This is a genomic window from Shinella daejeonensis (assembly GCF_024281235.1).
Lineage (GTDB): Bacteria > Pseudomonadota > Alphaproteobacteria > Rhizobiales > Rhizobiaceae > Shinella > Shinella daejeonensis.
Genome location: NZ_JAHWXY010000002.1, coordinates 90,175 through 109,518, shown reverse-complemented (window position 1 = coordinate 109,518; position 19,344 = coordinate 90,175). Strand labels below are relative to the sequence as shown.

Sequence of the window (19,344 nt, the reverse complement as noted above, 5' to 3'; positions counted from 1 at the left end):
TAGCCTCCAACTCTTTGCTCAGGGAAGCGACAGGATTACTTTCGCGATCGAAAAATAGATCAGGATGCCGGTGGCGTCGGCGATCGAGGTCACCAGCGGCGTGCTGGCGGTCGCCGGGCTCGTGTCTGTCCGGCTCCGCAAAAAGGGGCGACTTCATGATTGCTTTTGCGTGCGGGGGGAGGGGGCCGACTGGGCGGAAATTCCTCGCCTGTCGCGTCAGCGGCGTATCGCTTTCACGCAATCCACTGCATGGACGATTTGCATGCGTGGATGCGTCCCAAAAAATGTGCGGCTGTCCCGGGGAGAAGCACCAGCAACGAAGCTATTCCAGCCCGAGCTTCTTCTTCAACTCGGCGTTCTCCTTGCGAAGCCAGTCGGCGAGCATTTTCTTCAGACGCTCATTTTCAGCTTCCAGCGCCAGCAGGTCCTTCAGTCCGTCGCCGGTCGGCGCGGGCTTTTCGGCGGCGATGGCCGGCGTCTCGCCGCCAATCGCAGAGGCAAAATTTTCCACGGCACTATCGGGTGAATGAAGGAATATCCAATCATGCGTTCAATCGCCCATGACGAGCCCTTCACGCCGCTTGTCGGCGGCGCCGACGAGCCCGTTATCGGTGATCGCGATGACGTGAAGGCCGGAATTGAGATCCTCGATCACGACCTCGTGCCCCAGCGCTTCGAGCGCCGTCGCCAGTTCCTCGGCTCCCTCGCCTTGCTCGATATTGGTACGGCCATTCAGGTTCGTGACATGGGGAAGGTCGATCGCCTGCTGCGGATCCATCTCCCAGTCGAGGATCGAGATCAGCGACAGGGCGGTGTAATGGATGATCGCCGCGCCGCCGGGGCTTCCCGTCAGCAGGACCGGTTTGCCGTCCTTGAAGACGATGGTCGGCGACATCGACGATCGCGGCCGCTTTCCCGGTTCGACGCGATTGGCGACCGGCGCGCCGTCCGCTTCCGGCACGAAGGAGAAATCGGTCAGTTCGTTGTTGAGCAGGACCCCTCCCGTCATGATGCGGTTTCCGAATCCGCTTTCGATCGTGGTTGTCGCGGAGATCATGTCGCCAGCCCTGTCGACAATCACGAAATGCGACGTTCCCTTCCGCGGACGCTCGCCCTCCGGGGCCAGATCCCCGCCGTCGAGGCCGGGCGGCGTGCCCGCCGCCGCCACGCCCATCGAGGTCTCGGGGTCGACCAGCCGCGCCCTTTCGGCAAGATAGGAGGGGTCGAGCAGACCGCGCGGCACGTCGACGAAATCGCTGTCGGCCATGTAGAGCGCGCGATCGGCGAACGCCAGCCGCGAGGCTTCCGCGAACAGATGCCGGAAAGCGGGGCCGTCCTCCATCGAGCCGATATCGAACCGCTCCAGAACGCCCAGTATCTGGCCGATCGTCAACGCGCCGGAACTTGGCGGCCCCATGCCGCAGATTTCATAGTCTCGATAGTCCGAGCATACTGGCGCGCGCCTGACAACCTTGTAGGCTGCGAAATCCTTCATCGAGAGAATGCCGGGATTGATGTTGGTCCTCAGTGCAGTGACGATCCGCTCGGCGATCTCGCCGGTGTAGAAGGGCGTCGCGCCCTCCTCGGCGAAGAGCCGCAATGTCTGCGCATAGGCCGGGTTCTTCAGGTTTGAGCCTTCGGTGACCGGCTTGCCGCCGGGCAGGAAATATTCCGCCGTGGTGACGAAACTATCCAGCCCATCGGCGGCGGCCACCGCCTCGGCCATACGGTGCGTCACGGCAAAACCGCGTTCGGCGGTCTCGATGGCGGGCTGTATCAGGCTCGGCCAGGGAAGGACGCCATGGTCGCGATGCAGCGTCTCCAGCAGCAGGGGCGTGCCGGGGACGCCGGCCGAGCGCCCGCCGATGACGGCGTCGCGAAAGGCGCGCGGCTCGCCATTTTCGTCGAGCCAGTAGGTTTCGTCGGCCGCCAGCGGCGCGGTCTCGCGCGCGTCGTAAGCCGTGAGTTGCCCTGCATCCGCATCCCAGTAGAGCAGGAATGCGCCGCCGCCGAGGCCGGAACTTTGCGGCTCGACGAGGCCCAGCATCGTCTGGACCACCACCGCGGCGTCGGCGGCCGTTCCCCCGGCCGCCAGCACCGCATGTCCGGCCCGGGTGGCCAGCGGGTGGGCGGTCGCGATCATGAAGTTCTGCGCCTTGACCGATTGCCGCTCGGCGACAGCGACCGTCGCCTCCGGCTGCGATCTCTCCTGCGCCAGCGCGCAAGCCGCAAAGACAAGGCATCCGGCCATCGCGAGGCTGCAAAGATATCCAGCATGCACAAACCGCATTGCCAATGTCCCGTTTCTTCTGGCGGCGCGATGACCGCCCTGCGATCTTTCGCGGAGTCGGAAGGGAAGTAAAGACATGGAACCCCATGGCGGGAAATCGGTAGCGTTGCGGATGTCGTTCACAACAGCGCCGTCATTCGTCATCGCGTCGACGCCCAGACGAAAGATGTCTCGGATATTTGATCCTGCTGCGCGCATCTGGCGCTAATCGACGCTTCGTGCACGGCGGCTTGCGGTGCTTTCCCGGCGGCCGCGCCTAAGCTAGCCGCGCTCCTCGCCTTCTCGCCTGGCCTTTTCGAGATCTTCGTCGGAGAGGAGGCGAATGTCCGGGTCGGCGGCGCTCCGCTCGTCGGTTATCTCGTCTGGATCGCCGTACTGGTCGATGACCAATTGCGCGGCTTCCCGAGATTCCTCCGGCCAGTTTTCAGTATGTCGGGATTTCTGCTCAACAGGCATGATACAACTCCATCAGTATACCTTGGCGGAAAATCGATGGGCGGGCACGTGGCCAGCATGGCTGCCGATCAGCTCTTTGAAGCGGGCAGAATCGCGGGGCTGCTGTGTCTTGGCTATCCCTTCCACCCGCCCGAAAACCTGAACAGTTGCGCACGGCGCACCTCGCCGACCTGCGCTGCCCGACCCTGATCTGCCAAGGAACAAGGGATGAATTTGGCACGCGCGACGACGTGGAGGGGCATTCGCTTTCCGACGCCATCGAGATGTTCTGGCTTGAAGACGGCGACCATGACCTCAAAGTGCGCAAATCGGTTTCCGACTTTACGGCGGCCGACCATCAAAAGGCACTGTCCGCTTCGGTTGTCGAATGGACCGGACGCCTGCGTGGCTGAGGTGAAAGGCTCAGTCCGGGTCGCGATATCACCGCTGCGGAAAACCTGCTCCGCGAGCGTCCCGCTTGCGGATTATGGATGATGACTTACGTTGAGGCTGCGTTCGCGCCGCCTGCCTGCGCCACGCGCGTCCATGAGAAGAGAATATTCCTTGCTTGCAGGAGATCTGATGTCCAATCACTGCCCAATCGTGCTGACCGACGATCATGTCGCCCGCGTGAATTCGGCCGAGGGGCCGCTGCATGATCCGCGCTGGCGGATGCTCGACGACGCCGATCTCGACCTGCTGGCGGACAAACTCACACAAGGACGTTCGCAACCGATATCGGTCTTCGCCTATGGATCGCTGATCTGGAACCCCGGCTTCGCCGTCCAGTCGCGCCGCCGCGCCATCGCCGTTGGATGGCATCGCAGCTTTTCGATTTCGCTCGACCATTTTCGCGGTACGCCCGAACGGCCGGGCCTGATGCTCGCGCTCGCCTCGGGTGGGAGTTGCGAGGGGCTGGTGCTTGAAATCGCTGCGGGAACCGAGGCGGAATCGCTGCGCGCCATCCTGCGCCGCGAGCTTGTCGCCCATGAACTGGCCGCCAACGCCTGCTGGATCGAGGTCGACACCGAACGCGGCCGCGAGGAGGCGCTGACCTTCTACGCCGATCCGGTGGGAACCCCCGTCGCCGCGCTGACGATCGAGGAACAGGCGCGAAGGCTCGCCCGCGCCGCGGGCGCTGCCGGCTCGGGCGCGGAATATCTGCTGCGCACGGTCCGGGGGCTGGCGGAACACGATATTCATGACGACTATATCTGGCTGCTCCAGCAGCTCGTGGCACGGGAAATCGAGGACGGGGCGGCGGAGCCCCACGGCGCGGGCGCGCCGAAAATTTGACGAGAAGGAGCTACTGATGACGCTGAAGGTATACCTGTCCGGAGAAATCCATACCGATTGGCGCGATCGCATCATCGAAGGCGCAAGCGGGCTGGATGTCAGCTTCAGCGGCCCGGTGACCGATCATGATGCCAGCGACGATTGCGGCGCGGCGATCCTGGGTCGGGAGGAGAATAAATTCTGGCACGATCACAAGGGGGCAAGGCTGAATGCGATCCGCACCCGCCGGGGGATCGGCGAGGCTGATGTCGTGGTCGTCCGCTTCGGCGACAAATATAGGCAATGGAATGCGGCCTTCGACGCAGGTGTTGCATCGGCATTGGGAAAATCGCTGATCGTTCTGCATGGACCCGAGCATCAGCATGCGCTGAAGGAGATCGACGCCGCCGCCCTTGTCGTGGCGGAGCGGCCCGAACAGGTGGTCCAGATCCTGCGCTATGTCCTGACCGGCGCGCTGCCATGAAGTAGCGCGACGGATCGCTTTTCCACACGCGTCCGTCGATCGTCGCACATGCGACCGTCACGCCCGGCATGCCGAACGCGACCAGCAGCATTGCGCTCAGCCGCGGCCCATGTCGTAGAACTCCGGGTTCGGCCGCATGCTGGTGACGTTCGCCAGCCGGTTCGAGAGGCCGAAGAACGCCGCGATATCCGCGTCACCGACCAGATGCGCGGACTGGCTCACCTTCATGGCGAAGTCGAGCATCGCCTTCTGCCGGTCGGTGATGTCGGCCTTGAGGTAGTTGACCGCAACCTGGTCGCCACGACGATCATCTCGCGCTCGGCCTTGCTGAGATTACCTTGCTTGTCCATTAGCGCGTCGTGATAGGCGAAGAAGGCGCGGAACTCGTCCGGCCTGTGGGCCAGAACCAGAAACATGTTGGGGAGCCAGACTTTTCCTGCACGGCCTCAATGCGCTCGCGGATGTTGGCCGGCATGTCGGCGAGAATGGGAACGGGGAAGCGGCTGACGGGACGGTGGTCTGACTTGCGTACTCCTTGAAGCACGCGACCGGAGCTGCCCGGCGGCGCGACACGGGACTAAAAGACACTGTTATGCCGGCGTAGTCCGCTCATCCGCCGCCGTCCAGAGGAGCGATCACGCGGCCCGTGACTGTGCAAGCATGCGTCTGACGGTCGCAACATGGATCCGCACGCCATGGATCAAGGCGTCGTCGTTGAAGTCGTAGCCAGGATTGTGAAGGGGCGGGCAGTCTTCGCCATTTCCGATGAAGGCGAAGCAGCCGGGAACATGAAGCTGGAAGCGCGCGAAATCCTCCGAGGCCGTCATCGGCTCGGCGCGCAGCGCGACCGTACTGGATACCGGCTTCGCCGCGGCGATCATTTCCTCGGCAAGCATGGCGTCGTTGATCGTCGGCACGAACTCGCGCGTGTAGTTTACGTCAGCCTCGACGCCGTGCCCTTCGGCGATACCCCGCGCGATCCGGCGCATTTCTTCCTCGATCCGGGCCGAGACCTCGGGACGGAAACTGCGGCAGTCGCCCGATATCCGTGCATGGCCCGGCAAGGCGTTGCGTGTGCCATCGGTGATGAATTCCGTCACCGAGACCACAGCGATCTCGGCAGGATCGAGGCGGCGGGCGACGATGGTCTGCAATTCCAGAACCAGCGCGCAGGCCGGCACCATGACCTCGCGGCCCCAGTCCGGCCGTGAGGCGTGGCCGCCCTGACCGTTGATGGTGATCTCGAAGATGTCTTCAGCCGACATGATCGGGCCGGGCCGCGTCTCGAAATGCCCGACCGGCAGGCCGGGCATATTGTGAAGCCCGTAGACTTCATCGAAGGGAAACCGCTCCATCAGCCCGTCATCCAGCATGGCGAGCGCGCCCTTGCCCCATTCCTCAGCAGGCTGGAACAGGAAGCGCACGGTGCCGTCGAAGCCGCCTTCCTCCGCAAGAAGCTTCGCTGCGCCAAGCAGCATTGCGGTGTGGCCGTCATGGCCGCAGGCGTGCATCAGGCCCGGTCTGGTCGAAGCCCATTCGGCCCCGGTCGCTTCGGTGATGCGCAGCGCGTCCATGTCGGCACGCAGCGCAATCGCCCGGTTGGAGGTGCCGCGCTTCAGCGTACCGACGACGCCGGTGCCACCGACCCCTTCGACCACGTCGATACCGAAGCTGCGCAGGGTTTCGGCAACAAAAGCGGCGGTGCGGCTTTCTTCAAAGCCGAATTCCGGATGGCGATGCAGATCGCGGCGCCATTCGATCATCCGGGCCTGAAGGTTTTCGAGAGCGGTCATCGGCTGAGCTTCCTTGCAACATCAAGCAGCACATTCGCCCCGGCGATCAGATCGCTTTCGGCGGTGAACTCCGCCGGATTGTGGCTGATGCCGCCTTTCGAGGGCACGAAGATCATCGCCGCCGGCGCGATGCGTGCGATCATCTGCGCATCATGACCGGCGCCCGAGGTCATGCGGCGGCAGGAAAGCTGCCGCTCCGTTGCCGATGCCTCGATGGCGGCGACGATTTCGGGCGCGAAAGTCACCGGCTGGAAACGAGCCATAGGTTCAGCCGTCACCGCGAAGCCCTCGCCACGCAGCCGTTCAAGAAAGGCGTCGAGTGCGGCTTCCTGGCCTTGCAGCCGCTCCTCGTCGGGGTTGCGCAGATCGACGGTGAAGATGGCGGTCGAGGGGATGACGTTGATCGCGTTCGGCTCGAAGCGCATCGTGCCGACAGTGGCGACAGCGCCCGGTGTTTCGCGGGCAAGCTGGTCGAGGAAGGCAATGACCCGGCCCGCGGCGACGCCGGCGTCGTGGCGCATCGCCATCGGGGTGGTGCCGGCATGGTTTGCCGCGCCGCCGATCGTGATCTTCTGCCATGAAATGCCCTGAAGATTTTCGACCGCGCCGATCGCCTGCCCGTCGGCTTCGAGGATCGGCCCCTGCTCGACATGCAGTTCGACATAGACATGCGGTTTGAGAAAGCCCGGCTCGTGCGGGCCGGCATAGCCTATGCGTTCAAGCTCGGCCCCGAGCGTCGTGCCATCGGTCCCGATTGTCGCCAGCGCTGCGTCGGTGGCGAGGCCGCCAGCCGCCACCAGACTGCCCATCATGTCGGGCGCATAGCGCACGCCTTCCTCATTGGTATAGGCAACGACCGCCAACGGCCGCGACGGCTTTTCGCCCGCAAGCTGCATCGCCTCGATGACCGCAAGGCCGGCGAGCACGCCATAGCAGCCATCATAGACGCCGGCATCGATGACGGTGTCGATATGCGAGCCGATGATGACGGGATCGCCCGCGGCACCCGCCGGCTCCCAGACGCCGTGGATGTTGCCGATGCGGTCGATGGCGATCCGCAACCCGGCCTCGCTCAGCCAGTTGCACAGGAGATCGCGGCCGAGCCGGTCGGCGTCGGTCGCCGCAACGCGACACAGACGGCCGGCCTCGTCGCGCCCCGTCGCGCCCAGCTCCTTCAGCCGCGCCACAAGACGCGCGGAGTCGATGGCAAGGGTCATGCGGCCTCTCCCTTCAGGACGGCTTCGGGGCTGCGGCCGACGAGTTTTTCATAAAGGGCGGGGTCGGTCGCCCCTTCGGTGTTGATGACCAGCACGCGCGCGTCGGCGTCCAGCCCGATCTTAGCGGCAAGGTCAGGATCGCGCAGCACGGCCAGAACGCCGGCCAGACCGGCACAGCCGCTTTCGCCGGCGACGACCGCCGGATCGTCGGCAACGGGCGACGCCAGCCGGCGCATCGCCTCTGGGGCAGCTTCTTCCTCGACAGTCATGAAACCGTCGGCGACCCGTTCAAGGATGCGGAAGGCGACCAGCGACGGTTCGTAACATTCCAGCATCGCCATGACGGTCGGCCGGGTTTCGTCCACCTTGACCAGATGGCCGAGGCGCGCGCTCTCAAACAGGCAGGCGGCGTTCGCCGGATCGACGACCGTGACATGCGGGCGCTCGTCGCCCAGCGCAAGCGCCATATGCCCTGCAACCGCCGCTGCAAAGCCGCCGACGCCAGCCTGAAGGAAGACATGGGTCGGCGTCTGCGGCAATGCGTCGAGGATTTCGCGCACCATGATCGTGTAGCCCTGCGCCACCAGACCGGGAATATATTCGTAGCCGGGCCAGGACGTGTCGGACAGGATCGTCCAGCCCTTTTCGGTGGCGACGCGCGTCGCTTCCGCGACCGAGAAATCATAGCTGCCATCGACGCGCACCATTTCGGCGCCGAAACGGGCGATGGCGTCGATCCGCGTTTCGCTGACGCCGGAATGGACGAAGATCACCGCGCGCGCGCCCATCAGCTGCGCGCCCTGCGCGACGGATCTGCCATGGTTGCCATCGGTGGCGCAGGCGAAGGTCATGGTTGCGGCGATGGCGCGGATCTCGGCCGACATCAGTTCATCGATGGCGACGTCGCGGCCGAGGCGGCGGGACGCTTCCTCCTGCACCAGTATCATCAGCGCATAGGCCCCGCCCAGCGCCTTGAAGGAGCCAAGGCCGAGCCGGAAGCCCTCATCCTTTACATGCAGCGAGGCAAGTCCCAGTTCCTTCGCCAGGCCCGGAAGAGCGTGAAGGGGCGTTGCGGCGTTGTTCTCGCGCAGCGCCAGCACCCGCGCCACCCGGTCGACCATCGCAAGCCCGAGCATTTCGGCATCGCCTGTGTCGAGCGCCTCACCATAAGTCGGAAGGGTGTTCATCAGATAGGATTTGGCGGGCATTGCGGCCTCCGTGCATGCGCGATGGTTTAATGAAACACTATTTCAACGGAGGCGATAAAGGCGCTGCATTTCGAGGGGTGTGCTGCAATTTTGCTGCGCTGGATGCCTTGTTTTATCAATTTTGCTTCGCCGGCCGCGGGGCGGTCACTCCAGCGGCACCGTCATTCCCACCTTGACCCTCTCCATCGAAACGAAAGTGCGGAAGCGCTTGACGTTGTTGTTGGCGAAGAAGAGCTTGCGCGTCAGTGCTTCGTAGTCCGCCATTTCGCGCACGACGATAACCAGGATGAAGTCGGCCTCGCCGGTGACGTAGTAGCATTGCTGCACCTCGGGCGTGGCGGCGAAGGAACGCTTGGCGGCGTCGAACATCTCCGCCCGTTCGCTTTCCATCTCGACCTCGACGAAAAGCGTGATCGAGTGGTCGATCATGACCGGGTCGATCACCGCCACATTGGCCTGGATCACGCCGGTCTCTTCCATGCGCTTGATGCGCCGCTGCACGGCGGGCGCAGACAGGTTCACCATTTCGGCGATGGTTCGCTGCGGCGTCTTGTTGTCGCGCTGCAACACTTTGAGGATGGCGAGGTCGAGCCGGTCGAGATTGACTCCCGCGCGTTTTGGTTTCTCGCTCATTTTTCTCCTCGATAACGAAACAAACTTGCACGGTCGGCTTCTGAATAGAGCGCCTTTTTCGAGTAACAGTGAATATTATTGCATGGCCTGCATCAAGTCACTCGGGCAAACATGATTCAGAACGGGAGAGAGAATTCATGGCGATATCAATCAGAAAAATGCTCGGCGCGGCCTGTCTGGCGGCCGGGCTGCTTTCGGGCAGCGCCTATGCCGAAGACATCATCGTTGCGACAGGTTCCGGCTTCGTGCCCTTCCACTTCAAGGAAGGTGACGTGATGGCCGGGTTCGATATCGACGTCTGGGATGCGATCGCCAAGGATGCCGGCTTGACCTACACGCTGCAGGCGATGGATTTCAACGGCATCATTCCGGCCTTGCAGACCGGGCAGGTGCAGGCATCCATCGCGGCGATGACCATCAACGAGACGCGCGCCAAGGTCGTCGACTTCTCCGACGGCTATTATGAAAGCGACTTCCTGTTCATGGTGCCGGCCGACAGCGAGCTGACCGGCGGCGACGACATGGATGGCAAGGTGATCGCGGTCAAGACCGGCACCACCGGGCAGGCCTATGCGAAGGAGCATTTCCCGAACGCGGAACTGCGTCTTTTCCCGAATGGCGAAAACGCCTATCTCGAAGTGATGAGCGGCCGGGCCGACGCCTCGCTTCAGGACAAGCCGAACGTCCTCTACTTCATCAAGATGAACGGCGAAGGCCGCGTCAAGGGCGTCGGCGATGCGATGCAGGCCGAAGATTACGGCATCGCCTTCCCCAAGGGGAGCGACCTTCGCGAGCGCGTCAACGCTTCGCTGGCGAAAATCAAGGCCGATGGCAGCTACGCCGCGATCTACCGCAAATGGTTCGACGCCGACCCTCCCGCTAACTGACGGGTCGCTCGCGGGCTCCCGTGGAGCCCGCGAGCTGTGAACAAACAACAAACACAGCAGAAGACGGAGGAGGAACATGGAGTTCGACTGGTCCGTCATCGCCGATGCGATGCCGACTTTGCTTTCCGGCGCGCGCGTGACGATCCTTATCACGCTGGTGGGGCTTGCGGGCGGTATGATCCTCGGCGTCGTCGCGGGGACCATGCGCGCCTATGGCGGCGTGATTCTCAACGCGATCGCGCTTGCCTATATCGAGCTCATCCGCGGCACGCCGATGCTGGTCCAGGTGATGTTCATCTACTTCGCCCTGCCCATGCTGGCGAACATCCGGGTTGATCCGCTGTCGGCGGCAATCACTGCGATCATGATCAATGCCGGCGCCTATATCGCCGAGATCGTGCGTGGCGCACTGCTTTCGGTGAACAAGGGTCTGCGGGAAGCCGGCCTTGCGCTCGGTCTGCCCACATGGAAGGTCCTGTTCTATATCATCGGCCCGCTGGCTTTTCGGCGGATGATTCCGCCGCTCGGCAATCAGTTCATCATCAGTCTCAAGGATACGTCCCTCTTCATCGTCATCGGCGTCGCCGAACTGACGCGCCAGGGGCAGGACATCATGTCGACGACGTTCCGGGCAGTCGAAGTCTGGTCTGCGGTCGCGATCCTCTACCTGGTCATGACCGGCGTGATGACGTTGGTTTTGCGCGTTACCGAGAAAAGGATGCGGATCCTATGAGCATGGTCGAATTCAAATCCGTCACCAAGGCTTTCGGTTCGATCACCGTCCTCAAGGACGTGGACCTCAAGGTCGAGGCGGGCGAGGTGGTCGTCCTGATTGGCCCGTCCGGCTCCGGCAAATCCACGCTTCTTCGCTGCATCAACGCGCTGGAGACGATCGACGGAGGCGACCTGGTCGTCGATGGCATCAGCGTGAAGGAAGGCCGCTCCAGGGTGCGCATGATCCGGCAGGAAGCCGGCATGGTCTTCCAGCAGTTCAATCTGTTTCCGCAGATGACCGCGCTCGGCAACGTTTCGTTCGGCTCCCGGAAGGTGAGGGGCCTCGGCAGGAGGGAAGCGGAGGAACAGGCGCGCGAGCTGCTCGCCAAGGTGGGCCTCGCCGAACGCGGCCATCACTATCCGTCGGAACTTTCAGGCGGCCAGCAGCAGCGTGTCGCCATTGCTCGCGCCCTGGCGGTCAAGCCGAAGCTGATGCTGTTCGATGAACCGACGTCAGCGCTCGATCCGGAACTGCGCCATGAAGTCCTTCGCGTCATGCAGCAACTGGCGGAAGAGGGAATGACCATGATCGTGGTCACCCATGAAATGAGTTTCGCCCGCAAGGTCGGCACAAGGCTGATCTTCATGGAAGGCGGCAAGATCTCAGTGGACGGCGATCCGGCACAACTGCTTGATCATTCGGAAAATCCGCGGCTGCGCGACTTCCTCCAGCACGTGCATTAGCGCATTTCAAGCTGCGGCCACATTTGCTCGTCGCCGGGGCTTGGCCCAAGCGTTGGCTGGAGGTGTCAGAACTTCCATATGAAGAACGCGACCTGACCGACGCGAGGATCATGGGAGAAGCCAAAGCGAGAACGGGTGCCCGATCATCGAGGGGTTGGCCGAGTGATCGCGATGTATGCCTGCGGCATGAGTACGCGCGAGATCGTCGGTCATTTGCGCGAGCTTTTTGGCATCGAGGCTTCGCCGGACCTGATCTCGACGATGACGGATGCTGTTCTTGAAGAGGTCGCGGCCTGGCCGGGGCGACCGCTGGATGCCGTCTACCCCTCGGTGTTCTTCGATGCGCTGCGGGTCAAGGTCCGCGACGAGGGACTGGTGCGCAACAAGGCCGTGCACATCGCCCTGGGCGTTCGCGCTGGTGGCACCAAGGAAATCCTCGGCCTGTGGATCGAGCAGAACGAGGGCGCCAGGTTCTGGCTGCGGGTGATGAACGAACTGAAGAACCGCGGCGTCGAGGACGTTCTGCTGGCTGTCGTCGGCGGGTTGAAGGCCTTCCCTGAGGCCATCACGGCCGTCTTTCCCAAAGCCACGGTCCAGTCGTGCATCGTTCATCTGCTGCGCCACAGCCTCGACTTTGTCTCCTGGAAAGACCGAAAGGCGGTCGCCTCCGCGCTCAAAGGCATCTACCGGGCCGTCGATGCCGTTACTGCCGAAGAGGCTCTGGCCGCCTTCGAGGGCGAAGAAATATCCGGCGATCGGCTTTGCGGCTACAAGCAAAGATCGCGTAATATGCATTATGGAACTTTTTGGCTTGTTGAAAATTTCTCCGTTATGGCGGCGCCGACGACGGTTTCGGGGTTCCCGTCGTTCTTAAAAACCGGACTTGGTTTCAGGCGATGTAAGGATAACGCCCGGCCGCGTCATTCCGGGCGGAACCCTTGGCCGATCGATGGCTCTCTCAAGTGATCCTGAGGCCGCTGCCGGCGTCGAACAGATGCGCGGCAGCGGCAACCGGCGAAAACCGGACCCGATCGCCCGGCTTGATCTGTGTGCGCTCACGCGCCAGAGCGAGAATCTCGTGGCCTCCGACATTGGCGAAAATCTGCGTCTCCGCTCCCGTGGGTTCAACGATCGAGACTTCCGCCATCGTTTCACCCGCTGGGTCGAGAGCCAGGTGCTCGGGTCGGATGCCATAGACGACCGGGCGGCCGTCGCCGATGTCCTGCAACGCGCCGGCTGGCAGCGGAAGCTCCACTCCTTGCTTGCCGACAAACGTGGGCCTCGCGCCGATTTTGATGCGCCCTTCGAGAAAATTCATGCCCGGCGAGCCGATAAAGCCTGCCACGAAGCGGTTCGCCGGACGGTCGTATAACTCCAGCGGCGTTCCCACCTGTTCGATATTGCCACCGTTCATAACCACGATCCGATCAGCCATGGTCATGGCCTCGATCTGGTCATGCGTGACATAGATCATCGTGGTGCCGAGGCGTTGATGAAGCCGGCGGATCTCGGTGCGCATCGTCACACGAAGCTGCGCGTCAAGGTTGGACAGAGGCTCGTCGAAGAGGAACACAGCCGGATCGCGAACGATCGCGCGCCCCATCGCCACGCGCTGCCTCTGCCCCCCGGAAAGTTGCCTCGGATAGCGGTCGAGCAACGGGGTAATCCCCAAAATCCCCGCTGCATTGTCGACGCGCTCGGTGATTTCAGACTGGGGTGCTTTTTTCAGCGTGAGCGCGAAGCTCATGTTTTCCCGTACCGTCATATGCGGATAGAGGGCGTAATTCTGGAACACCATCGCGATATCGCGATCTTTCGCCGAAACGTCGACCATCGAACGGCCACGGATACGAATATCCCCGCCGGACAGTTCCTCCAGACCGGCGATGATGCGCAACAATGTCGACTTGCCGCAGCCCGAAGGACCAATTAGCACGACGAATTCTCCGTCTTCGATATTGAGGCAGATGTCGCGCAAGATGGTCATTTGACCAAACATCTTCTTGACGTTCTGGATCTCGACCAGATGCATTGTCCTGTTCCTTTTCACGATGATCCGCTCGACAGCCAGGGGCGGTCAGGCATGACGATGGCCGGGATTCCGGCTGTTGGGTCCGATGTTCCAGGATTCCATTTCCTGCATCTTGCGGATGCGGCGGAGATGGCGTTCCTCATTGCCGAAAGTGGCGCCGAGGAATGCGCGGATCACGTCGCGCGCGGCTTCCACGCCGATGATGCGCGCACCGAGGCAGACGACGTTCATATTGTCGTGCTGCACGCCCTGCCGCGCGCTGTAGGTGTCATGACAAAGACCCGCATAAAGGCCCGCCTGCTTGTTGCAGGCCATGACGGCGCCCACGCCGCTGCCGCAAATGATGATGGCGCGGTCTGCGGTTCCCGCCCGCAGGCCTTTCGCGACATCAATGGCAATGTCGGGATAATCGACTGTGTCCTCGGAGCTGGTGGCGCCGATGGTCGCGACGACCTCCGCCATATCAGCCACCATCGGGCGCAAAACATCCAAAAGCTGGTAACCGGCATGGTCGGCACCGAGAATAAGTCTCACTGTAAAGCTCCGTCTGAAATCGCGGGTTCGGAAGCACCTGAAAGCCGTGGCTTTCTCATGTGCCAAGGGGTCAGCCGCTCGTAAGCGCGGGCAGCGCGCAAAAGGGTCGCTTCCTGCCAGGGGCGGGCAATAAGCTGCGCGCCAATCGGCAGCCCTTCCGTCGAAAAGCCGCAGGGCAGCGAGAGCGCGGGAAAGCCCGTCACATTGCACAGCTGCAAGTAGAGAGAAATCGGTGCCCCGAGAGTAGTTTCCGACGCGCCCGCACGCGGCGCGACGACCGGGGTCGAAGGCGCGAGCAAGATCCGGCAATCGCCGAGGTGCCGGCCGAGCCGATGAATTATATCCGGCCGTCGCTCCAGCGCCGCCTGATAATCGGCGAAATCGATCGTTTCCGCCTCGGCCAGCCGCTGGCGAATGTCCGGGCCGAAACGATTCGTCCCGACCGCCATTCTCGGCCGCAGGATTTGCAGGGTCTCATAGGCGGCGATCGTCCGGTTCAGCGATCGCCCTTCCTCGAACAGGTCCATGTCGGTTTCGACCAACCGTGCGCCCGCTTGCTCAAAGACCCGGCCGGCGGCGGCAATCGCCGCACGCACCTCCGGCTCACAGCCCTCAAGCGCCGTGTCCGGCAGCACGCCGATCGTCCAGCCGGCAATATCCCGATTAATCCCGCCGACATAGTCATCCACCGGCTGGTCGGCCGAATGCGGATCGGCCGGATCGTGACCGGCGATAGCCGCGAGCATCAGCGCGACATCTGAAACGGTGCGCGCCATCGGTCCGAGCGTGTCGAGTGTCGGGCTGAGCGGGATCGCGCCCCGCAGGCTGATCCTGCCGGCCGTAGGTTTCAGCCCGACAATACCGCAGAATGATGCCGGAATGCGGATCGAGCCGCCCGTGTCGGAACCGATCGCCCCCATGCACAGATCCGCGGCCAGCGCTGCGCCCGATCCGCCCGACGATCCACCGGGAACCCGTTCGACGTCCCAGGGATTGCGACAGATGCCGAAAAAGGGATTGGCCGAGGTCGTCCCCCACTGCCATTCGTGCAGGTTCAGCTTTCCAAGAAGCACCGCTTCGCCAAGGCGTTCCACGACGGCGGCATCCTGAACGGGGAAATGGCCGGCCAGTTGTATAGAGCCCGCCGTGGTGCGGATGTTCCGGGTTTCGAGCGAATCCTTTACGGCGACGGGAATACCGGAAAGCCGGCAACCGGTCCCCTCCCCCAGGCGGTTGTCGGCGTCCCGCGCCTCTTTCAGGGCACGTTCCGCGGTCACCGTCACGAAGGCGTTGACCTGCGGGTCGACCGCATCGATCCGCGCCAAAAAGGCTGTGGCAAGATCGACCGCCGACAGGCTTCCGGACGCCAGGCGCGCGCTGGCTTCGACGATGCTCAGCGTCGTGAGGTCGCGTCCGGTCGTCGCCGGCTCCAGGGTCTCCGTCAATGCCCGTTCTCCCGGGCGGCAGCGAGAAACGCCAGCACCCGCTCAGGCGCGAGATGATCACCGGTCAGGCCCGGCTGGCTGACGGCAAGCGCACCGGTGGCGTTGGCATAGCGGGTCGCGGAAATCATGTCGTCACCGCGTGAAAGACGTGCCGCCAGTCCGCCGATGAAGGAATCTCCAGCACCCAGCGCATCGACAACCGCAACTGCGTGCCCCGGAATGTGTACGGGCGCAGCACGTTGTTGCAGCACGACGACACCGTTGCCGCCGAGCGTGACCAGCACGGTTGGAACCGAGTGTGAAAGCCTTTCGGCGGCAGCAACGGCCGTTGCGACATCCGTCACGTCCGCCAGACCGCTCATCATCGCCGCCTCGATTTCGTTAACGACGATAATATCGATATTGCCGTTCAGCGCCGGATCCAGCGGGCTGGCCGGCGCGGCATTGAGAATGACGCGGACGCCGTGGCGGCGCGCCATATGCGCAGCTGCGATATTGGCCTGCGGAGCGATCTCCTGTTGCAGCAAGAGACAGTGCGCGCCGGCAAAGATACTTTCCGCCCCGTCGATATCCGCAGAGCCGATCATGCCATTGACGCCGCCAACGGTAATGCCTTCGGGCACGCCGTCGGCGCCGATCATCGCGATGCCCATACCGCTGGAGTTTCCCGCATCGACGGTCAGATGGCCGGTATCGACACCGGCGGCCGCCAACCCGTCGGCAATGATCGTCCCGAACTGGTCGGCGCCGATCCTGCCGACCATCGCGACGCGTGCGCCTTGCGTGGAGGCCTGAAGCGCCTGATTGGCGCCCTTCCCGCCCACCTGCAACAGCCAGGAGCGCGCCGCGACCGTTTCACCGGACACGGGCCGCCGCGACATATGGACGATGACATCCATATGCGCGCTGCCAACGACCACGACATCGAATGGAGAGGTGTATTTCATCTGGGACTCGGCTGGTTGAGGCGGAACAGGTCGATGGACGACATGGTGCGGCTGAGAGAGGACATCGAGCGGGCATAGTCGCCCTGCACGACGCGCACGAACAGCGCGTCGATCAGGCAAAGCTGGGCGATACGTGCCGCGACGCTCTCATTGTTCAGCGCCGAACCCCGCGCCGTGGTGTGCAGCACGATGTCCGACGTGCGGGTAATGGCGGAGTTCGCGAAATTCGTCAGTGCGATGACGGTCGCACCGCTGTCACGGGCGCGCGACAGCGCATCGACCACGATGCGGGTTTCGCCGCTATAGGACACGCCGAGCGCGACATCGCCCTTCTTCAAAAGCCCGCTGGACATCGCCATCAGATGCGCGTCGATATAGGGTACGGCCACCAGGCCGATACGAAGGAATTTGTGGCTGGCGTCCTCGGCGACGATGCCGGAGCCGCCGGTGCCGTAAAAAGCACGCTGGCTGGCGTTCGCTATCGCCTTGGCTGCGGCTTCGAGTTGCTCGTAATCAAGCACGGAAAAGGTCTCCTGCAACGACTGGATCGCCGTGTTGAAGACTTTCGAGACGCTGAGTTTCGCGTCATCTGCCGGATTGATCTCGCGGTGAAGTCCGGCAACCGAAGAGCGCCCGTAATTGACGAGCGTCTGCTTCAATTCGCGATAGCCGCTGAAGCCGAGCTTTTGAGCCAGTTTCACGATCATCGCATCGGACGCACCCATCGTATCTGCGATGCGACGGATGGGAACGCCATTGATCGCCGCGCCGAGGTCGAGCATGTGATTGGCGATGGCCCGTTCCTTGTCGGTCAGGGACGGCAGCGCCATGCGGATGCGCAAGACGGCTGCAAGCTGGCTGTTGTCTGCGGTGGAAGTGCTCATTTGACCGATCCTACCAGAAGGCCGCGACGCATGAATTTCTCGAGAAGTATCATGACGGCGGCGGCCGGGATGATGTTCATGAGCGCCAGCGCCGAGAGAATCCAGAAGCGAATGCTGTCTCCGGTAACCTGCGACGCCAGCATGATCGGGAAGGTTCCGGCCTTCTGCGTCGTCAGGATAAGGGCGAACAGATATTCATTGAAGCTGAAGACCAGCGACAGCAAGAAGGCGGCGGCCAGACCGGGCATCGCCAGCGGTAGCGCGATCTTCCAGTAGATCAACCAGGGTGAGGCCCCGTCGAGCGCCGCGCTTTCCTCGATGTCCTTGGGGATCTGCGAAAAGAAATCGCGCATGATCCACACCACCAGAGGCAGGTTGAATCCGACATAGGCAAGCCCCAGCCCGAAGCGGGTGTCGAGCAGTCCGAGGTTCTGATAGAGAAGGAAATAGGCCAGCACCACCGCAACCGGCGGCAGCATGCGCTGCGATACGAACCAGAAGGCGATGTCGTCATTGTGCATCGGCCCGATCTTGTAGGTGAACCGGTTGAGTCCATAGCCGGCCATCGCACCGATAAAGGTCGTGATCAGCGCGCTGCCCACGCTCACCAGGATACTGTTGAGATAGGCACGAATGAGCGCAGTACTTTGAATGCCGGTGAACAGCGCCTTCCATGCTGCAAGCGTGGGCTGGAAATCGATCCATGGCAGCATCGTCCCCTGAGCGACCGCCACCGGCGCCTTGAACGAGGTGATGAGGACCCAGTAGAGCGGCAGGTAGACCACGGCCGTCCAGAATGCCAGGGCGCCATACAGCGCCACCCGCCCGGATCGACGCTTCAGGCCTCGCATCACCGAAGAACGTCGCGACAAAGTGGAAATGTTCACGGCGACACCTCCTTCGGCGTGTTATCCGAATATTTCCAGTTGCTGACGCGTCGCGCCAGCTTGAGAAACAGGACTGCATAGATTGTCATGGCAATGAGCAGCACATAGGCCATGGTCGTGGCGTAACCGATCTCGCCGTTCTTGATACCCATCGTATAGGCGTAGGTGGTGATCGATTCCGTCGAGGACCCCGGCCCGCCACCCGTTACGACGCGGATGATGTCGATGATCTTGAACGCCTCCAGACTGCGGATCAATATGATGACCGTACAGAGCGGCATGAGCAGCGGCAGGGTGACATAGCGGAAGGTCTGCCAGCGCGAAGCGCCGTCGACGCGGGCCGCTTCCTGGACCTCGCCGTCGATGCTTTGCAAACCCGCCAGCAGGATCACGATAAACAGCGGAACCCATTGCCATGTGTCGATGGCGATCAGCAGCATCGTGCTGCCGAGCGCGCTACGCGACCAGAGAAGCGGCCCCATGCCGAGCGCCTGCATCAGATGCGTGACGGGACCGACCCCTTCGGAAAACAGAAGCTTGCCGATGACGAAGCTGATCGCCACGGGGCTCATCATCATAGGCAGCAGGAAGCTGATGCGGAAGAACCGGCGGCCGCGGAATTCCTGATGCAGCAGCACGGCGAGAGCGAGCCCCAGCAGAAACTGCGCGGTAACGCCGACGACGACGAAAACGAAGGTGTTGATCAGGGTCGCGCCGAAACGGGCGTCACTGAACAGTCGTTTCCAGTTGTCCAGCCCGACGAAATGGACCTCCTGGGCGGCAATGCGCATATCCGAAAACGTAAGCGCCAGAGAGTAGAAAAGCGGGAAGATGCTGAGCACCAGCATCAGGCTGGCCGCAGGCGCCAGGAAAAGCGTTCCCGATTGCTTTTTACGAGCGTTCATGACGATCCTCGTCTACAGACGGCGATCCTT

General features: G+C 62.8%; 19 protein-coding genes and 4 pseudogenes. 7 read left to right on the top strand and 16 right to left on the bottom strand.

What is annotated here, in order from left to right; all coding sequences use genetic code 11:
• Positions 1-18: 18 nt before the first annotated feature.
• The 4 genes and pseudogenes from KYK29_RS22470 to KYK29_RS07100 form a co-directional block, all read right to left on the bottom strand.
• Complete coding sequence (locus tag KYK29_RS22470; RefSeq protein ID WP_302795440.1) at positions 19-141, bottom strand: hypothetical protein; 123 nt, start codon at positions 139-141, stop codon at positions 19-21.
• A 181-nt stretch (positions 142-322) separates the two neighbouring features.
• Positions 323-457, bottom strand: a pseudogene (locus KYK29_RS07110) (transposase); the annotation flags it as partial.
• A 93-nt stretch (positions 458-550) separates the two neighbouring features.
• Complete coding sequence (gene ggt, locus KYK29_RS07105; RefSeq protein WP_254690197.1) at positions 551-2,290, bottom strand: gamma-glutamyltransferase; 1,740 nt, start codon at positions 2,288-2,290, stop codon at positions 551-553.
• A 261-nt stretch (positions 2,291-2,551) separates the two neighbouring features.
• Positions 2,552-2,746, bottom strand: a complete 195-nt coding sequence (locus KYK29_RS07100) for a hypothetical protein (protein ID WP_254690196.1) — start codon at positions 2,744-2,746, stop codon at positions 2,552-2,554.
• Between the two features lie 12 nt (positions 2,747-2,758).
• On the opposite strand from KYK29_RS07100, the pseudogene KYK29_RS07095 reads away from it, so the two are divergent.
• From KYK29_RS07095 to KYK29_RS07085, 3 genes and pseudogenes are all read left to right on the top strand, one after another.
• Positions 2,759-3,138 (top strand): annotated as a pseudogene (locus KYK29_RS07095) (alpha/beta hydrolase family protein); the annotation flags it as partial.
• Between the two features lie 169 nt (positions 3,139-3,307).
• A complete protein-coding gene (locus KYK29_RS07090) occupies positions 3,308-4,021 on the top strand; it encodes a gamma-glutamylcyclotransferase (RefSeq protein ID WP_254690195.1) in 714 nt (237 codons plus the stop codon).
• A gap of 13 nt (positions 4,022-4,034) precedes the next feature.
• Entirely contained in the window at positions 4,035-4,484 is a 450-nt protein-coding gene (locus KYK29_RS07085) for a YtoQ family protein (RefSeq protein WP_437437243.1), read from the top strand.
• 96 nt (positions 4,485-4,580) lie between these two features.
• Here KYK29_RS07085 and KYK29_RS07080 read toward each other — a convergent pair.
• The 5 genes and pseudogenes from KYK29_RS07080 to KYK29_RS07060 form a co-directional block, all read right to left on the bottom strand.
• Positions 4,581-4,959: pseudogene (locus KYK29_RS07080) on the bottom strand (carboxymuconolactone decarboxylase family protein).
• Positions 4,960-5,119: 160 nt separating this feature from the next.
• The gene (locus KYK29_RS07075) at positions 5,120-6,277 is read right to left on the bottom strand and encodes a M20 aminoacylase family protein (protein WP_254690193.1); all 1,158 of its coding nucleotides are present in this window, start codon (positions 6,275-6,277) and stop codon (positions 5,120-5,122) included.
• Entirely contained in the window at positions 6,274-7,494 is a 1,221-nt protein-coding gene (locus KYK29_RS07070) for a Zn-dependent hydrolase (RefSeq protein WP_254690192.1), read from the bottom strand. Before KYK29_RS07070 ends, KYK29_RS07075 begins: the two co-directional genes overlap by 4 nt.
• Positions 7,491-8,702 (bottom strand): diaminopropionate ammonia-lyase, encoded by a 1,212-nt coding sequence (locus KYK29_RS07065; protein ID WP_254690191.1) that lies wholly within the window; start codon positions 8,700-8,702, stop codon positions 7,491-7,493. Before KYK29_RS07065 ends, KYK29_RS07070 begins: the two co-directional genes overlap by 4 nt.
• Before the next feature lie 144 nt (positions 8,703-8,846).
• Entirely contained in the window at positions 8,847-9,335 is a 489-nt protein-coding gene (locus KYK29_RS07060; protein WP_254690190.1) for an Lrp/AsnC family transcriptional regulator, read from the bottom strand.
• 137 nt (positions 9,336-9,472) lie between these two features.
• On the opposite strand from KYK29_RS07060, the gene glnH reads away from it, so the two are divergent.
• The 4 genes and pseudogenes from glnH to KYK29_RS07040 all read left to right on the top strand — a co-directional run.
• Positions 9,473-10,222, top strand: coding sequence for a glutamine ABC transporter substrate-binding protein GlnH (glnH, locus tag KYK29_RS07055; RefSeq protein ID WP_254690189.1), 750 nt, complete (start codon positions 9,473-9,475; stop codon positions 10,220-10,222).
• Between the two features lie 76 nt (positions 10,223-10,298).
• The gene (gene glnP / locus KYK29_RS07050) at positions 10,299-10,955 is read left to right on the top strand and encodes a glutamine ABC transporter permease GlnP (RefSeq protein ID WP_254690188.1); all 657 of its coding nucleotides are present in this window, start codon (positions 10,299-10,301) and stop codon (positions 10,953-10,955) included.
• Positions 10,952-11,680: a glutamine ABC transporter ATP-binding protein GlnQ gene (glnQ, locus tag KYK29_RS07045; RefSeq protein WP_254690187.1), complete on the top strand. Its 729-nt coding sequence runs from the start codon at positions 10,952-10,954 to the stop codon at positions 11,678-11,680. The genes glnP and glnQ overlap by 4 nt, the downstream gene beginning before the upstream one ends.
• A 159-nt stretch (positions 11,681-11,839) precedes the next feature.
• Positions 11,840-12,415 (top strand): annotated as a pseudogene (locus KYK29_RS07040) (IS256 family transposase); the annotation flags it as partial.
• A gap of 223 nt (positions 12,416-12,638) precedes the next feature.
• On the opposite strand, the gene KYK29_RS07035 reads toward KYK29_RS07040, so the two are convergent.
• The 7 genes from KYK29_RS07035 to KYK29_RS07005 are packed head-to-tail and all read right to left on the bottom strand — an operon-like array spanning position 12,639 to position 19,314.
• On the bottom strand, positions 12,639-13,712 hold the full coding sequence (locus KYK29_RS07035; protein WP_254690186.1) for an ABC transporter ATP-binding protein: 1,074 nt from the start codon (positions 13,710-13,712) through the stop codon (positions 12,639-12,641).
• A 45-nt stretch (positions 13,713-13,757) separates the two neighbouring features.
• Positions 13,758-14,246 carry an RpiB/LacA/LacB family sugar-phosphate isomerase gene (locus tag KYK29_RS07030; protein ID WP_254690185.1) on the bottom strand — a complete coding sequence of 163 codons (489 nt, stop codon included), beginning with the start codon at positions 14,244-14,246 and terminating at the stop codon, positions 13,758-13,760.
• Positions 14,243-15,691, bottom strand: coding sequence for an amidase (locus KYK29_RS07025; protein ID WP_254690184.1), 1,449 nt, complete (start codon positions 15,689-15,691; stop codon positions 14,243-14,245). The genes KYK29_RS07030 and KYK29_RS07025 overlap by 4 nt, the downstream gene beginning before the upstream one ends.
• Complete coding sequence (locus KYK29_RS07020) at positions 15,688-16,638, bottom strand: ribokinase (protein WP_254690183.1); 951 nt, start codon at positions 16,636-16,638, stop codon at positions 15,688-15,690. Before KYK29_RS07020 ends, KYK29_RS07025 begins: the two co-directional genes overlap by 4 nt.
• Complete coding sequence (locus tag KYK29_RS07015; RefSeq protein ID WP_254690182.1) at positions 16,635-17,522, bottom strand: SIS domain-containing protein; 888 nt, start codon at positions 17,520-17,522, stop codon at positions 16,635-16,637. Before KYK29_RS07015 ends, KYK29_RS07020 begins: the two co-directional genes overlap by 4 nt.
• The gene (locus KYK29_RS22545) at positions 17,519-18,409 is read right to left on the bottom strand and encodes a carbohydrate ABC transporter permease (protein WP_254690181.1); all 891 of its coding nucleotides are present in this window, start codon (positions 18,407-18,409) and stop codon (positions 17,519-17,521) included. The genes KYK29_RS07015 and KYK29_RS22545 overlap by 4 nt, the downstream gene beginning before the upstream one ends.
• Positions 18,406-19,314 (bottom strand): carbohydrate ABC transporter permease, encoded by a 909-nt coding sequence (locus KYK29_RS07005; RefSeq protein ID WP_254690180.1) that lies wholly within the window; start codon positions 19,312-19,314, stop codon positions 18,406-18,408. The genes KYK29_RS22545 and KYK29_RS07005 overlap by 4 nt, the downstream gene beginning before the upstream one ends.
• Positions 19,315-19,344 lie beyond the last annotated feature (30 nt).